This window comes from Nocardia sp. NPDC050710, from assembly GCF_040654375.1.
Taxonomy (GTDB): Bacteria; Actinomycetota; Actinomycetes; order Mycobacteriales; family Mycobacteriaceae; genus Nocardia.
In genome coordinates this window covers 22,516-37,439 of sequence record NZ_JBFAHV010000015.1, presented here as the reverse complement: position 1 = coordinate 37,439, position 14,924 = coordinate 22,516, and the positions used below count along the sequence as shown (strand labels likewise).

The 14,924-nt window shown below is 67.1% G+C and carries 13 protein-coding genes and 2 tRNA genes; 7 read left to right on the top strand and 8 right to left on the bottom strand.

Features of this window, described 5'->3' with window-relative positions; genetic code table 11:
• Window positions 1–61 precede the first annotated feature (61 nt).
• On the bottom strand, window positions 62–403 hold the full coding sequence (locus AB0H61_RS23685) for an SDR family NAD(P)-dependent oxidoreductase (protein ID WP_357307973.1): 342 nt from the start codon (window positions 401–403) through the stop codon (window positions 62–64).
• 109 nt (window positions 404–512) lie between these two features.
• The gene (locus AB0H61_RS23680; RefSeq protein ID WP_357308330.1) at window positions 513–1,622 is read right to left on the bottom strand and encodes a nitric oxide synthase oxygenase; all 1,110 of its coding nucleotides are present in this window, start codon (window positions 1,620–1,622) and stop codon (window positions 513–515) included.
• A gap of 471 nt (window positions 1,623–2,093) precedes the next feature.
• On the opposite strand from AB0H61_RS23680, the gene AB0H61_RS23675 reads away from it, so the two are divergent.
• Window positions 2,094–3,152 carry an alpha/beta hydrolase family protein gene (locus AB0H61_RS23675; protein WP_357307971.1) on the top strand — a complete coding sequence of 353 codons (1,059 nt, stop codon included), beginning with the start codon at window positions 2,094–2,096 and terminating at the stop codon, window positions 3,150–3,152.
• Here the strand turns inward: AB0H61_RS23675 and hisC are convergent.
• The gene (gene hisC / locus AB0H61_RS23670) at window positions 3,149–4,225 is read right to left on the bottom strand and encodes a histidinol-phosphate transaminase (RefSeq protein ID WP_357307969.1); all 1,077 of its coding nucleotides are present in this window, start codon (window positions 4,223–4,225) and stop codon (window positions 3,149–3,151) included. The two genes, AB0H61_RS23675 and hisC, sit on opposite strands and share 4 nt — an antisense overlap.
• Before the next feature lie 176 nt (window positions 4,226–4,401).
• On the opposite strand from hisC, the gene AB0H61_RS23665 reads away from it, so the two are divergent.
• The 3 genes from AB0H61_RS23665 (at window position 4,402) to AB0H61_RS23655 (ending at window position 5,404) form a co-directional block, all read left to right on the top strand.
• On the top strand, window positions 4,402–5,115 hold the full coding sequence (locus tag AB0H61_RS23665; protein WP_357307967.1) for a dienelactone hydrolase family protein: 714 nt from the start codon (window positions 4,402–4,404) through the stop codon (window positions 5,113–5,115).
• Between the two features lie 92 nt (window positions 5,116–5,207).
• Window positions 5,208–5,297 (top strand) — tRNA-Ser (locus AB0H61_RS23660).
• Window positions 5,298–5,331: 34 nt separating this feature from the next.
• Window positions 5,332–5,404, top strand: a tRNA-Arg gene (locus AB0H61_RS23655).
• Window positions 5,405–5,752: 348 nt separating this feature from the next.
• Here the strand turns inward: AB0H61_RS23655 and AB0H61_RS23650 are convergent.
• Both AB0H61_RS23650 and AB0H61_RS23645 read right to left on the bottom strand, forming a co-directional pair.
• Entirely contained in the window at window positions 5,753–6,496 is a 744-nt protein-coding gene (locus tag AB0H61_RS23650) for a maleylpyruvate isomerase family mycothiol-dependent enzyme (protein WP_357307965.1), read from the bottom strand.
• A gap of 115 nt (window positions 6,497–6,611) precedes the next feature.
• Window positions 6,612–7,004 (bottom strand): RidA family protein, encoded by a 393-nt coding sequence (locus AB0H61_RS23645; RefSeq protein ID WP_357307963.1) that lies wholly within the window; start codon window positions 7,002–7,004, stop codon window positions 6,612–6,614.
• Window positions 7,005–7,085: 81 nt separating this feature from the next.
• Between AB0H61_RS23645 and AB0H61_RS23640 the strand changes: the two genes are divergently transcribed.
• On the top strand, window positions 7,086–8,687 hold the full coding sequence (locus AB0H61_RS23640) for an esterase-like activity of phytase family protein (protein WP_357307961.1): 1,602 nt from the start codon (window positions 7,086–7,088) through the stop codon (window positions 8,685–8,687).
• Here AB0H61_RS23640 and AB0H61_RS23635 read toward each other — a convergent pair.
• The 3 genes from AB0H61_RS23635 to dcm all read right to left on the bottom strand — a co-directional run bounded on the left by AB0H61_RS23635 (window position 8,674) and on the right by dcm (window position 11,198).
• Window positions 8,674–9,387 (bottom strand): DUF998 domain-containing protein, encoded by a 714-nt coding sequence (locus AB0H61_RS23635; RefSeq protein ID WP_357307959.1) that lies wholly within the window; start codon window positions 9,385–9,387, stop codon window positions 8,674–8,676. The genes AB0H61_RS23640 and AB0H61_RS23635 overlap by 14 nt on opposite strands.
• A gap of 270 nt (window positions 9,388–9,657) precedes the next feature.
• Window positions 9,658–10,068: a very short patch repair endonuclease gene (locus AB0H61_RS23630; RefSeq protein WP_357307957.1), complete on the bottom strand. Its 411-nt coding sequence runs from the start codon at window positions 10,066–10,068 to the stop codon at window positions 9,658–9,660.
• Window positions 10,065–11,198 (bottom strand): DNA (cytosine-5-)-methyltransferase, encoded by a 1,134-nt coding sequence (gene dcm, locus AB0H61_RS23625; RefSeq protein WP_357308327.1) that lies wholly within the window; start codon window positions 11,196–11,198, stop codon window positions 10,065–10,067. Before dcm ends, AB0H61_RS23630 begins: the two co-directional genes overlap by 4 nt.
• Before the next feature lie 290 nt (window positions 11,199–11,488).
• Between dcm and AB0H61_RS23620 the strand changes: the two genes are divergently transcribed.
• Window positions 11,489–12,739: a KasA/KasB family beta-ketoacyl-ACP synthase gene (locus AB0H61_RS23620; RefSeq protein WP_357307956.1), complete on the top strand. Its 1,251-nt coding sequence runs from the start codon at window positions 11,489–11,491 to the stop codon at window positions 12,737–12,739.
• A gap of 125 nt (window positions 12,740–12,864) precedes the next feature.
• Entirely contained in the window at window positions 12,865–14,790 is a 1,926-nt protein-coding gene (gene fadD32, locus AB0H61_RS23615) for a long-chain-fatty-acid--AMP ligase FadD32 (protein WP_357308324.1), read from the top strand.
• Window positions 14,791–14,924: the final 134 nt, after the last annotated feature.

The following is a 14,924-nucleotide window of genomic DNA, read 5'->3' as shown; positions in this document are numbered from 1 at the left end:
CAGTGGCGCAACCACATTCGTCCGGAACATGCCGGCGAAATCGGCCGGCGCCACGTCGCCGTCAACCATGCCCTGCCGCGCGCGACTTCCGGTCGGCGGCATTGTCGATCAGCAGATCGACTGTCCCGAACCGCGCCAACGCCAGGTCGACAACCCGCTCCACCTCACCCGGCTCGTTCAGGTCGGCCCGAATCAGGTGCACCCGCGAATTGTTCTCCGGCAGTTCGGCTTGCGGGTCGACGAACCATTCGATCTGCGAAGGCACACCGGGCGGCCGATTGCAATGTACGGCCACGATGTCGTATTGCGTGTACAGCGCCCGGCGGAACCCGTCGCCGCGCGTGCCTCCAGCACCGGTGATCAGGCACACCCGCCGGTCACCCAGCGGCCGTCTAGTCGACACTTCGAGTCCTCCCCCTCTGTGTAGCACGTCGATCTTAAGCTGTGGCCGTTGAGGATTCGACTCTGGTCGCTACTCTGTCCTCGACCGCCGTCTCCGCTGGAATCGCGTTTCACGTGGTATCCCGCCGGACGAAGTTGGGGCGCATATCGTCGTCGGGTGGGTCGTAGTAGCGGTGGAAGGTGGGGGTCAGTCCCGAGGAGATCGGCGGGTTGATCCAGGACCAATCGGTCGGGCAGGTGCGGCCCGCCGCCTCTTCGCGGGCGACATGGTCGCAGAACTGCTTCGCGACCGTGTGATGGTCGACGATATGGACGCCCGCCTTGCGGTAGCTGTAGAGCACAGCGCGGTTCAGTTCGACCAAAGCCTGGTCCCGCCAGAGGGTGCGGGCGCTCGAGGTGTCCAGACCCATCATGTCGGCGACGAGCGGGAGCATGTTGTAGCGGTTGGTGTCGCTGAGGTTGCGTGCGCCGATCTCCGCGCCCACATACCAGCCGTTGAAGGGGGCGAACGGGTAGGTGACGCCGCCGATCTCCAGATTCATATTCGAAACCGCCGGTAGCGCATGCCATCTCAGGCCGAGTCCGGCGAACCAGTCGAAGTCGGGATGTTCCAGTTCGACCTCGCGGGCCAGCTCCGGGGGCACCTCGAACCAGCGGATCGGCTCGTCCGGGGTGCTGATCAGCACCGGCAGGATATCGAACGGGGTGCCCGCGCCGCGCCAGCCAAGCTTCGTCGCGAATTCGGTGATCGCGATATTGGCCGCATCGCCGATGACGGTGCCGTCACCTTTGCGGTAGCCCGCGTAGCGGATGAGTTGTGGACTCACGATGCGGTATTCGCGTCCGTCGGCTTGGCGCGGCGGCCCGACGGTGATCATCGAGCGGATGGCGCCGCCATTGGTGGCCATATGCAGGTGCTGCCAGCAGACCTCGGCGAGGTCGCGGGCCGAGCGCACCCGGCGCGCGTCGAGCAATTTCAATGAGCGCCAATGTTTTCGGCCGACGCAGCGGGCGTGGTTGCGCCACGCGAGCCTGGCGCCGATCAGGATTTCCTCGGCCGTCTGCAGGTAGTAGCCGTTTTGTTCGAGCTGCTCGAGCGCGGTGCGCCTGCGTTGCGCGGATAGATGGGCTAGTTCGGGTCGGCGGAAGAATTCGTCGCACTCGCGCAGGCGACGGCGTAGGTCGAGGCTGAAAGGTTGTGTGTCAGGAGCATTCTCGATCGGTGGAACGGGTAACACTTGGTTCACGTTTTTCTCCGGTCGGGCATCAGGTACTGCGACTGTGGACAGACAGACATCTTTCGAGCAGAGAATTCGCGCGCGGGCACGGCCGAGATGGGGTGTCGGTGGCGCCCGAGCGGGTCCAGCGCCATTGATGCCGTGAATTTGCGTGTAATCGGGTGCGAGCCGGAGATCGGAATCGGGCCCGGCCGGGTACGGCCGCCGTAAGCGCGCGTGCACAACACCGCGACCTCGATGCGGGTCGTAGCTGTGCACGGTCATGCTGTTCCCAATCGACGCCCGAAAAGGCCCGATGAGCAGCGTACGGCCGGTGTGCTGACCGTGTGCCCGAATTCGCGGTGATCGGTCGCCATCGCGGTATGGCGCTTCGGGGCGTGGGAAAAGCGATGCCCACCCGCCTATGGCGATGGCATCCGGCCCGGCTTCCTTGTTTCTGGCAGGATGGCACCCATGCTGTCTCGGCGGGAAATACGGCGCTGGCTCTGTGGTGTCGTCATATGCGCCGCACTGCTACCCGGTGCGGCGGGGGTCGGTGCTCCCCAGGTGCTGGCCGAACCGGATAAGCCGAGCACCGGTTCGTCGGACGGTCCGAGCCCGGCCGAGCCGACCACCGTGCCGCCCGCCAGGCCCGCGATCGAACGCATCGAGCCGATCAGCGATCGGTGGTTGCGGGTCTTCGTCAAGTCGCCCGCGATGAGCCGCACCGTCGAGGTGCAGGTGTTGTTGCCGCGTGAGCAGGACCGAAGCCGCCCCACCGTGTACATGCTGGACGGTCGCAGCGCGAACCCGGATAGCAACAACTGGACCGAACTCGGACATGCCGACCGGTTCTTCGAGGACAAGAACGTCAACGTGGTGCTCACCGTCGGCGGGCCCGCCAGCTTCTACACCGATTGGCAGCAGCCGGATCCGGTGCTCGGCACCAACAAATGGGAGACATTCCTGACCCGCGAACTACCGCCGCTGATCGACGCCAGATTCCAGGGCAACGGCCGCAACGCGATCATGGGCGTCTCGATGGGCGCCGAGGCGGCGATGATGCTGACCGTCCGGCAACCGGCGCTGTACACGGCGGTGGCGGCGCACAGCGGATGCTTCTCGATGGGAACCGACGTCGGCCAGGCGCAGGCGCGTACCGTCGTCGCCACCTATCGCGGCCAGCCGGACAATATGTTCGGCAAGCAGGACGACCCGGAATGGCTCGCACACGATGTGATCGTGCACGCGGAAGCATTGCGCGGTAAGGCGGTCTACCTGTCCGTCGGCAGCGGGCTCCCCGGTAAGTACGACGTACCGGGGAATCCGGAACTGGCCAGCACCGTCGGCTTCGGCGGTCCGCTGGAGGCGGGCACCAACGCCTGCACCCGCAGGCTGACCGAGCGGCTCGTGAAGCTCGGTATCCCGGTCACCGCGAACTTCCGCCCCACCGGAACGCATTCGTGGCCCTACTGGGCCGACGAACTCGCGGTGTCCTGGCCGACCATCGCCGGGGCGCTGGGCACCTCCTAGGCGAAGCGGGCGGCCACCGCGGGGTCGCAGGCGAACTCCAGGAACAGATCGTTCTCATGGGCGTCGCCGATGGTGACCCGGACACCGTCGGTGCCGTAGGGCCGAACCAGCACACCGGCCGCCGCGCTCGCCTCACCGAATTCGACACTGTGTTCGCCCAGCGGAAGCCAGATGAAATTGGTCTCACTCGGCGGCACGCGGTAGCCCGCCGCGAGCAGCGCGTCACGAACCCGCACGCGCTCCGCGACCAGGGCATCGGTTCGATCGAGCAATTCGTGCCGCGCCTCCAGCGAGGCGATGGCGGCGGCCTGCGCGACCCGGTTCACGCTGAACGGGATGTGCACCTTCATCAGCGCCGCGATCACCTCGGGGTCGCCAACCGCATAGCCGACGCGCAGACCCGCCAGCCCGTACGCCTTCGAGAAGGTCCGCAACACAATGACATTCGGCCGGGTGCGGCCCAGCTCGACCCCGTCCGGGCGATCCTCGGGGGTGAGCCGCAGATATTCGTAGTACGCCTCGTCCAGCACGATCAGCACATGCGCGGGCACCGAGTCCAGGAATCGCACCAGCGCCGCCCGGCCCACCGCGGTGCCGGTCGGATTGTTCGGATTGCACACGAAGATCAATTTGGTGCGCTCGGTAACCGCCGCGGCCAGTGCGTCCAGATCGTGTACCAGCCCCGGATCCAGCGGCACCTGCACGGCGGTCGCATTCCCGACCTGGGTGACGATCGGATACGCCTCGAACGAGCGCCATGCGAACACCACCTCGTCGGTGGGCGCGTCGCAGGTGATCTGCACCAGCTCCTGCAGGATGGCGACGCTGCCGCAGCCGACGGCCACATTGGCCGCGGTGACGCCGAGGAAATCCGCGAGCGCCGCGCGTAGTTCGGTCGACTGATTGTCCGGGTACCGGTTGGCCAGTTCGGCCGCCTCGCCGATCGCCTTCGCCGCCGCGGGCAGCGGTGGCAGGGTGGTCTCATTGCTGGCGAGTTTGACCGCGCCGGGGTTGCTGCGGCCCGGGGTATACGCCGGGATCGAGGAGAGGTCCGGCCGGATGTGCGGTGTCACCCCTCCACCCTATGTGGCGGCCGCATCCGTCCTCGGCCCGGAGCGGGTTTCCGGAAAACCGCGGCGGTCCGCGATACCGGGCCCCGAGCTGGGGTAGCGTACCGGAAAATCTGCGGGTAATGGCCGCCCACGTGCAATTTCTCGCGAATATCAGGCTGTCGCCCTACGCTTGTTTCATGTCGGGCATTTATGACGATATAGCCCCGCTACGCGGTGGCGACGACATGACGCAGCACCCTGCCCCCCACACCCAGGTGCCCATCACCGTGGTCGAGCCGGACGGAAACGCGCGTGGCGGGATCGTGGTGTTACACGAATCCCGGGAGTTCACTGGAACATTGCTGGAGCTCATGCGGGCCTTGGCCACCGAAGGCTGGACGGTGGTCGCGCCCAATCTATTCCATCGGATCAACGGCGACCAGGTCGACGAGGTATTCGGCGAAGAACTCTTCGCCGATTTCGACGCCTGCTTCGACTGGCTGATACGCCACGGGGTCTTCCCCGACTGCATCGGCGTCCTCGGATTCGACCACGCGGGCACCGCCGCCTTCCTGGTCGCTACCAACCGCCCGGTCGGCGCCGCCGTCAGTGTCGCCGCACCCGGCATCGTCGAACCGCTGACCTCCGAAGCCGACGCCCTGGTGCGGGTCGCCCCGAACCTCCAGGCGCCCTGGCTCGGCCTCTTCGGCACCGATGACCCCGACACCCCACCCACCGACATCGACCAGTTGCGCGACGCCACCGCACGCGCCTCGGTCGCGAGTCTCGTCATCAGTTATCCGGGTCTGCGCCACCGCGCGGACACCGCGGGCGACACCGCCGAAGACGGCACCGTCCTCGTCGATCCCCAAACTCGTATCTTCGACTGGTTCGACAGTAATTTACGGTAGATAACCAGGCGTTTTGTTATCTGTACGTCGGCTACTGTAACCTTGCTGCTCGGCGGTTCGAAAGGACCGGTGCCCTCGAAGAGAAGGCTCCAGGAGGCGTGCCAGAGCGGCCGAATGGGACTCACTGCTAATGAGTTGTCCCTTCACGGGGACCGGAGGTTCAAATCCTCTCGCCTCCGCCACACCCGGTTCGCCGGGTGACAATTGAATACACATGCGCCCGTAGCTCAATGGATAGAGCACTTGACTACGGATCAAGAGGTTAGGGGTTCGAGTCCCTTCGGGCGCACTGCACTCGTGCAAGGCCCATGCCCACAAGGGTGTGGGCCTTGCTCGTTTCGTCATTTCTTGTGGGGGCGCAGCCCCCACACCCTACCCGGCGGGCTTCGCCCCCGGACCCCCTCCCTCGCCCTGCGGGCATCGGGCCTCGCCTTGCGGGCGTCGGATTTCGCCTTGCGGACGCCGGGGCCTCGCCTTGCGGGCGTCGGATTTCGCCTTGCGGACGCCGGGGTCTCACCTTGCGGGCATTGAGGTGCCTTGCCCTGCGGGTCTTGGGGGTGGGCGGCGGCTCGGGGGGCGGTGGCTCGGTGGGGTGATGGCGATCGATGTCGGGTGGGGACTGGGGCGGGATTCGGGGTCAGCGCCAGGCGGGGAGGGTGGGGAGGGTGTCGGCGAGGTCGGTGCCGGGGGAGCGGCCTATCAGCCAGGCCAGGAGGGTGGGGGTCGGGGCTGTGATGGTTCGGGTGGGGGTGCCTCGGCCGAGGGTGGCGGTGAAGTCGGTGTCGGTGGTGTGGATGGCGAAGGTGGGGGTCGTGGCGGGGGTTTCCGCGGAGATCGCGCGATCGAGGTCGGCGGTGGCGGCGGTCAGTAGGCGGTCGCGGAAGTCGGTGGGCCAGTCGGCGGGGGTGTAGGACAGGCCGAGGTCGACGTGATGGATTTCGACCTCCTGTAGGCGCATCCAGGGGACCTCGGTGGCGGGGATTTCGCGCCCCGCGCGGGTGCGGACGGTGGCAGACCACGCGGTGTCGGGGGTGGTTCTCGCGAGGGCCTGCCAGCGGTGGGCGGAGGTTGCGAGGTCGGTGAGTTGTTCGGCGATCGGGCGCGCGGCGCCCGCCTCGATATCGTGGTCGCGGATGAATTTGCTGGCATATTGCGGGATTTCGACGCCGATGCGGGCCCAGAGCAGCAGGTTGACCAGGCTATCGGCATTGCGGGACGTGTGGGCGAGAACATGGCCGCGGGTCCAGCCGGGGAGCAGGGACGGTGTGATGACGTCGTCATCGCTCATGCCCTCGACCGTCTCCAGGAGGCGGGCGGTCGCGGCGGCGACCTGATCCAGCAGGGCGAGGGGAGCGGTGGGTTCCGGCGTGGCGCTGGTCACGAACCCGACCCTAATGGCACGGGTCGGCCGGGCCCGGCTTTTCCGGATGCGCCCGGGTCGGTCCGGTGGTGCGTCGATGGGTCCGGCCTGGGCTGTGCGTGGTGGCCGGTCCGCCCTATCCGCCGACGATCGCGTCGGCCTCGATCTCCACCAGCAGCGCCGGTGTGATGAACGCGCTGACCTGATACATCGACGCGGCGGGACGGATGGCGCCGAAGACCTCGCGGTGCGCCTCGGCGATCTCGGGCCAGCGGGTGATGTCGGTGACGAAGATGCGGGTGCGGACCACATCGTCCAGGCTCGCGCCCGCCTCGGTGAGGGCGTCGCCGATGCGGCGCAGCGCTTCTCGGGTTTGTGCGGCGATATCGGCGCCGCCGATCGCGGTGCCGCCGGGTGCGGCGGCGGTGGTTCCGCTGACCGCGACGAAGGCGCCGACCCGGACCGCGCGGGAGTAGCCGACGACATCTTCGAACTCGGATTCCGACGCAATGTTCACTCGATCACCCATGGCGAGAGCATGGCATGCTCGATTGCCGATAGTTCATTTCATTTTCGACTCGCAGTCGGATGCACGCGATAGGCATGGCTGGTGAAAGCACGCTCCCTTCCTCGGATCGCCACAATCGTCGTCGTGCTGTGCACCGGCGTACTGGCGGCAGGTTGCACCACACCCGGATCGGACTCCGATTTCACGGTGCCGCGCGACGGGGAGTTGGTGTTCACGCTCGACGATCTGGTGGGCAAGACCGGCGCCGCCACCGTCCTCACCGTGAGCTTGGAACCGGAGCAGGGCAACCTGACCCGCCGCCCCGACGGTTCGTTCGTCTACAGTCCGATCGCGGGGTATCGCGGCCTCGATCAGTTCACCGTCACGACCACGGACGCGGTTCGCTTGTACACCACCGACATTCCGCCGCTCGGCGAGTTCGGTGGAAGCACGGTGCAGGGCAGTGGCTTCGGCTCGGCATGGACCCCCGTGCCCGGCAGTACCAACGAGTTCTACGGCCTCACCGACCGCGGCCCGAACGTGGACGGTCCCGGGAAGAACGAAAAGCTGGCTCCGGTGCCGAGTTTCGTGCCCCGGATCGGACGTTTTGAAATGGTGGGCAACCACGCGGTGCTGCGGTCCACCATCGATCTGCGCACCGCGAACGGCATCCCGTTCAACGGTCAGGTCGATATCGCCGCGAGCACCGGCGAGACCATCCGTGATCTCGCCGGAAATGTGCTGCCGCCCACCGACCACGGTCTCGATCCGGAGGGTCTGGTCGCATTGCCGGACGGCACCTTCTGGGTTTCCGACGAATACGGTCCGTTCCTGGTGCATTTCGATGCCGAGGGCGCCGAGATCGAACGACTGGCCCCCGGAAACGGCCTGCCCGAGGAGATTTCGCTGCGCACCCCGAACCAGGGTATGGAGGGTCTCACCATCACCCCCGACGGCGGCACCCTGGTCGGCATCGTCCAGAGCGGCCTGAATACCCCGGGGCTGGGCGGTTCCGCCAAGGACGTCCCGATGACCCGTATCGTCACCGTCGACCTGAAGACCAAGGCGCTCAGGGAGTTCGTCTATCCGCTCGAGAATCCCGAGCAGAACAAGGTCGCCGTCTCCGAGATCACCGCGATCGGCCCGACCACCTTCCTGGTCGATGAACGCGACGGCAAGCCGGCCCCGAAGTCGAACAAGAAGTTGTGGACCATCGATATCGCGGGCGCCACCGACGTCGGCCCGCAGTCGACGGTGCCCGGCGCGCACTACGATCCGAAGCGCGGCGGGCTGCTCATCGACGGAAAGCCGCTGGAGACCTCGGTCGGCACGGTCACCACCGCCGACGGTATGGCGGCCCTGCGGCGGGCCGGGATCACCCCGGTGGCCAAGACGCATAATCTCGATCTGACCGGACTTGTCAACGCGCTCAACGCCGATGGCGAGTCGGTGAATGCCAACGGCGAGTTCTTCGGCCACGACAAGATCGAGGGCATCGCAACACTGGACGGTGGTCGAACCATCTACATCGCCAACGATAGTGATTTCGGCGTGGCGGGGAGTCAGGGCGAGCAGCCGCCCTTCGGGCTGAAACCCAAGACGCTGCCGAACGGCCTGCCCGATACCGGGGAGATCCTGCTGGTCGATACGGCGAAACTGCCCCCGCGACTGGGCGGTTACACGGTGAAGATCAACGTCGGCTGACGGGTTCGATCCATTCCCGGCCCTCCAGGACCACCGCCGCCGCCAAGGTGATCAGCCACAGCGACATGGCACCTACCTGGATTCGCTGCGCGATGCCGAGCGCGTAATTGCCGGTCAGGTTGTCGGCGACCAACATCCACACGGTCGCCGCCGCACCGAGCGCCAGGATGATCACGCCTGCCTCGCGCAGGATCCGCCAGCGGTGATAGCGATAGGCGGCCAGACTGAACGCGAAAACCGCCACCGCGATCGAGGTGACCGCCAGGGTGCTGGTCAGCGCGTGCGGTTGGTGCAGCTGTGGGAAGAGTTCGCTACCCGCGCCGCCGCAGGCGCTGTTGTCCTCCGGTGTGCAGTCGCGCAGCGGCAACAGCACGTCGGCGATGGTCGCGGCGCCGAAACAGAACAGTGCCACCCAGCCGACGGTGGTGAGCCTGCGGCGCGGGAACACCAGTAGTCCGCCGATCGCCGCGGGCATCAGCAGCGCGCCGACGATCTTGTCGGCGGTCGCGAACACCTCCCGGTACGGCTTGCCTTCCGCGTCGAGCTCGCTGAGGAACGTATCGACCGGGTCCACGTGGATAGGCAGCACGAACTCCAGCACCCATGACGAATAGCAGAGCCCGGCGATCGCGATCGCCGCCGCGATCAGCAGAGACAGCACGCGTAGGCGCCGGTCGGCGATCCTCGGGCTACCAGTCACGGATTCCATTGTCCCGGTGGCTGCCGATCCCGTGGTCGATCGTCCGGCCGCGATTCCTCACTTACCGGGAGTTCGCACGCCATTGCCACCGGAAACACAGGGTCCTGTCAGGTTCGGCGGTGAGGCTACAGGGAAGCAATCGAGGAGGTTCCCATGATCGGATACGCGACAGCAGTCGTCGCTTTCGCCGTCATGGCGGCGATCGCCACGTCCGGCTATCTTGCGGCGCACGCACCGCGCGGTCTGGTCCGGAGGCGGCGCCGCTAGCGCTCACTCGCGCAGCGCGGTCTGTACCCGATCCGCCGCGACGACGGGATCCTCGTGTTCCCAGATCCGCACGACCCGCCAGCCCGCCGCGGTCAGCTGCGCATCGGTGGCGCGATCGCGGGTCACATTGCCCGCCAGCTTGGCCGCCCACCATTCGGCATTGTTCTTCGGATCCGTCGCGTGCACGGGGCAGCGATGCCAGAAGCATCCGTCTACGTAGACCGCGACCCGCAGTCGCGGAAATACCAGGTCGGCGCGCCGCCGCTGTCCCGGTAGCGGCGCCCGGTCCACGAAATAGCGCAATCCGCGCCGGTGCAGTTCGCGGCGCAACGCCAGCTCGGGTCGTGTTCCGGCGCGCCGTTGCCGCGCCATCCGCGCACTGGTGGCGGCGTCGGTGCGCGGCCGTGCGGTCATGCCGCCCAGCCTCCCATGCGGTCGAGGTGGCTCTCCACATCGTCCAGAAAGCCGGGCGGGAACCGCAGCTTGCCCATGCCGGTGCGGCGGAGGAATCCGGCCGTGGCCCTGGCCGAGAGCAGCCGGGAATCGGTGAGGAAATTCTTCAGGTCCTCGTACGGTTCGTGCACCGGCCAGGTCGACACCGGCACCCGATGCGCGACCCCGTCATGTCCCCACGCGGCGACCGGCCACGGCTGGCCGGGAGCGAGGCGGAGATAGTCCGGTGGCGCGCCGTCCGGGGCGGCCAGCCGGGCCCCGACCCATCCGGCCATCCGCACGCTCACCGCATTGCCGACCAGCTTCCAGCGATGGCCGGGCCGGACACCCGGCGCCGTGGTCGCGGGTGCGGTCCAGTCCGCCGCGAAGCCCTGTAGTCGTTCGCCGTCGACGATGCCGGGGGTGACGATCTCACCCGAGGGCAGCCGCACCGCGGGTGGGCTGGCGATGCCGAGCGCCGAACCGCCCTTGAGTGTGGGCACCGCATTCACCGCCCAGCCGAGGCCACGCACGCCTTCGGTCCAGTAGAAGCCGCACGGATCCCGTTCCGGGTCACCGACTTCCGCGGGCCCGGCATCGGTTCCGAACAGCACCGGGCGCGGATCCTCGGTGCGCGAGGCCAGCATCAGCACCCGCTGACGGCGTTGCGGCAGCCCGAACGCGCGAGCGTCGACCACCCGGTATGCCCAGGTGTAGCCGAGCTCCTCCAGCGCGCTCGTGATGTGCCGCATCGCGGCGCCGCGGCCCAATTGCAGCATGAACGGGACATTTTCGATCAGCAGCCAACGCGGTCCGCGTTGACGGCGCACCAGCCGGAATACCTCGTCGACCAATCCGGAGCGCGCGCCGGTGATTCCGGCGGTCCGCCCGGCCTGTGAAAGGTCCTGACACGGAAAGCCCGCCGCGACGAGTTCGGTCCCGGCCGGAATCGACCGCAGGCGAGTGACATCCGTATGCAACTCGACCTCGGGAAAGTGGGTCGCGAGCACCGCGCCCGCGCCAGGGTCGATCTCGCAGAGCAGCTCGGAGCGCCAGCCGTGCCCGGCCAGGCCGAGTTCCAGCCCGCCGATCCCGGCGAACAGTCCGACCATTCGCCCGCCCGTCACCGTCTTCCCTTCTCGCCTCTCGCGAAATCACGACGGGTGCCGAGACTACTCGAGTCACGGCCCCCATGAGCACCGGCCGGGTGGCGCGAACCGGGTTTGCGTGTCATGCTGCGGATTAGCTCGAGCTCCCCGATAATGCCAATCGGCCGCATCTCGACCACGGCTTCTCACGGCGGGGGCAGTTCTATAGCCCCGTTCTTTGCTTACCTCCCGGCGCCCAGCGTCGATGCGCAGTCCCGGATTGATCCATGCGAGGCCAGGAAAGCGAGCCAACGATGCAGACTTCGTCCACCAAATGCGGGGACTACCCGAACGTCGTCGTGACGAGCCTCGCGGCCACCACGTCGATCGCCGGTGACGTCGACTCCACCTGGAAGGGACTACTCAACGGGGAGAGCGGCATCGATGTTCTCGACGATTCCTTCATCGACCAGTTCGAACTCCCGGTACGCATCGGCGGACACCTGAAGATCGCGCCCTCGGCCAGCCTCACCCCCGGCGAGGCCCGCAGGCTGGCCTATGTGGAACAGATGGCGACGGTGCTCGGCCGCGAGGTCTGGCGCAACGCGGGCAGTCCGGAGGTGGACAAGGATCGGCTCGGGGTCTCCATCGGCACCGGTCTCGGCGGCGCCGAGGCCATCGTCCATGCCAGGGACAAACTGGCCAACGGCGGTTACCGCAAGGTCTCCCCGCTGACCGTGCAGGCGGTGATGCCCAACGGCGCGGCCGCCTGCGTCGCGGTCGAGCTCGGCGCCCGGGCCGGGGTGGCGACCCCGGTGTCGGCCTGTTCGTCCGGATCGGAGGCGATCGCCAATGCCTGGAAGATGATCGTGATGGGTGATGCCGACATGGTGGTCACCGGCGGTGTCGAGGGTTCGATCCAGGCCATCGCGATCGCCGCGTTCACCATGATGCGCGCGATGAGCACCCGCAACGACGATCCCAAATGCGCTTCCCGCCCATTCGATATGGACCGCGACGGATTCGTCTTCGGTGAGGCGGGCGCGATGATGGTGCTCGAGACCGAGGAACACGCCAAGGCGCGTGGTGCGACCATCCACGCGCGGATGATGGGGGCGGGCGTCACCTCCGACGGCTTCCACCTGGTGGCCCCCGATCCCGAGGGTTCCGGCGCGGCCCGCGCCATGACGCGCGCGCTGCAGACGGCGGGCCTGTCCAAGGGCGATGTCGGCCATATCAACGCGCACGCCACCGCGACCCCGATCGGCGATACCGCCGAGGCGCGGGCGATCAGGAAGGCCGTCGGCAGCCACGCCTCGGTCTACGCGCCCAAGTCGGCACTCGGCCATTCGATCGGCGCCGTCGGCGCGCTGGAATCGGTGCTGACCGTGCTGAGCATCCGGGACGCCATCGTCCCCCCGACGTTGAATCTGGAGAATCAGGATCCCGAGGTCGATCTCGACATCGTGCGTGGCCAGTGCAGGCCCGGCGCGATCGATTACGCGGTGAACAATTCCTTCGGATTCGGCGGCCACAACGTCGCGCTGGCCTTCGGCAGGTACTGAGTAATGTCGATGTGCAATGAAGTCGGGCGGCAGACCTGCTAACCTTCCCGGCACTCCAGTGTCGTTCTGTGTTCGGTGTCACTGCACGCCCCCGCGCGTGCGTTGGATAAAGGATATGACGAATGATCGGCGAGACCTTTGACGACTATGTGGACGAACAGGGCAATATCAAGATCCCGGGTGACAAAACCCTGATCGACTTCGTCGACAAGCACAGCGCGGAGAACGGGGACGGACTCGCGTATCGCTACATCGACTATTCGCGCGAGCGCGATGGCGAGTACCAGGACCTGACCTGGCGCGAGTTCGGTGTCCGGCTGCGCGCGGTGGCGGCCCGGCTGCAACAGGTATCGCGGCAGCGGGATCGGGTGGCCATTCTGGCCCCGCAGGGCCTCGACTATGTGGTCTCGCTCTTCGCCGCGGTCTACGCGGGCAATATCGCCGTGCCGCTGTTCGATCCGGAGGAGCAGGGCCACACCGACCGGTTGCACGCGGTGCTCAACGACTGCACGCCCGCGGCGATTCTGACGGTCTCCACGGCGGCGGCGGGGGTGCGGAACTTCTTCCGGCATCTGCCCGCCACGCAGCGTCCGCGCATCATCGCGGTGGACGCCATTCCCGACAGCGTCGGCGCGCAATGGGTGTGGCCGGATATCGAGATCGACGACATCGCCTACCTGCAATACACCTCGGGTTCGACCCGAACCCCGGCCGGTGTGGAGATCACGCACCGGGCCGTCGGCACCAATCTGTTGCAGATGATCGACGCCATCGGCGTCACCGAGAATTCGCGCGGGGTCACCTGGCTACCGCTGTTCCACGATATGGGTCTGCTGTGTGTGATCCTGCCGACCATCGGCGGTGGCTTCATCACCATCATGTCGCCGAGCGCGTTCGTGCGGCGCCCGTACCGCTGGATAAAGGAGCTGGCCGCTGTTTCCGATGGCGCCGGAACCTTCGCCGCCGCACCGAATTTCGCGTTCGAACATGCTGCGGTCCGTGGCCTGCCCAAGCCGGGCGAGGACCTCGACCTATCGAATGTGATCGGATTGATCAACGGCAGCGAGCCGGTGTCGGTGTCGTCGATGAAGAAATTCAACGACGCGTTCGCGCCGTACGGGCTGCCCAAGACCGCGATAAAACCGTGCTACGGCATGGCAGAAGCGACGCTGTTCGTCTCGGCGACAAAGAATTCCGACGAAGCGAAGGTCGTCTACGTGGATCGCGGCGAGCTGAACGCGGGCCGCATGGTGCAGGTCGCCCCGGACGCCGATAATGCCATCGCGCAGGTTTCGTGCGGTTATGTCGCACTATCGCAGTGGGCGGCGATCGTCGATCCCGAGCACGGCACCGAACAACCCGATGGCTCGGTCGGTGAGATCTGGCTGCACGGGAACAATATGGGCATCGGCTACTGGGGTCGTCCGGAGGAGAGTGAGGCGACCTTCCGCAATCGGCTGGCCCGGCGGCTGCGCAAGGGCAGCCACGCGCAGGGAACCGAACCCGACGCGCAATGGATGCGCACCGGCGATTTCGGCGCCTACCTCGACGGTGAGCTGTACATCACCGGCCGGGTGAAGGATCTGGTGATCGTCGACGGACGCAACCACTATCCGCAGGATCTGGAATTCTCGGCGCAGGAGGCGAATTCGGCGCTGCGGCCGGGTTTCGTCGCGGCCTTCTCGGTGCCCGCCAACCAGCTGCCCGCCGAGGTTTTCGCACAGGGCAGTCATTCGGGTCTGCGCTTCGACGCCGACGACACCTCCGAACAACTGGTGGTCGTCGCCGAACGCGGCACCGGCGCGGGCAAGCTCGACCCCGAGCCGATCGCCGATATCGTGCGCGCCGCCATCGCCCAGCGCCACGGCGTCACCGTGCGCGACCTGCTGCTGGTCCCCGCGGGCTCGATTCCGCGCACTTCCAGCGGCAAGATCGCCCGCCGCGCCTGCCGCGCCGCCTATCTGGAGGGCACCTTGCGCGGCGGCTATCAGCAGCAGTCCTTCCCGGATGCGCCGAATGAGCTCGAGCCGCAGCGCGCGGGGGTGCGGTAGTTCGACGCCGCGGCCGGAAGGCCGGCGCGCCGGTAAATCCGGTGCGCCGATCGGCGTGCCTCGTAGACGGCCCCGCGTATTGGCTGCTGGCGGGCTATCGGCGGGCGAAAAATCGGTTGGCCGGTGTGGGTTTC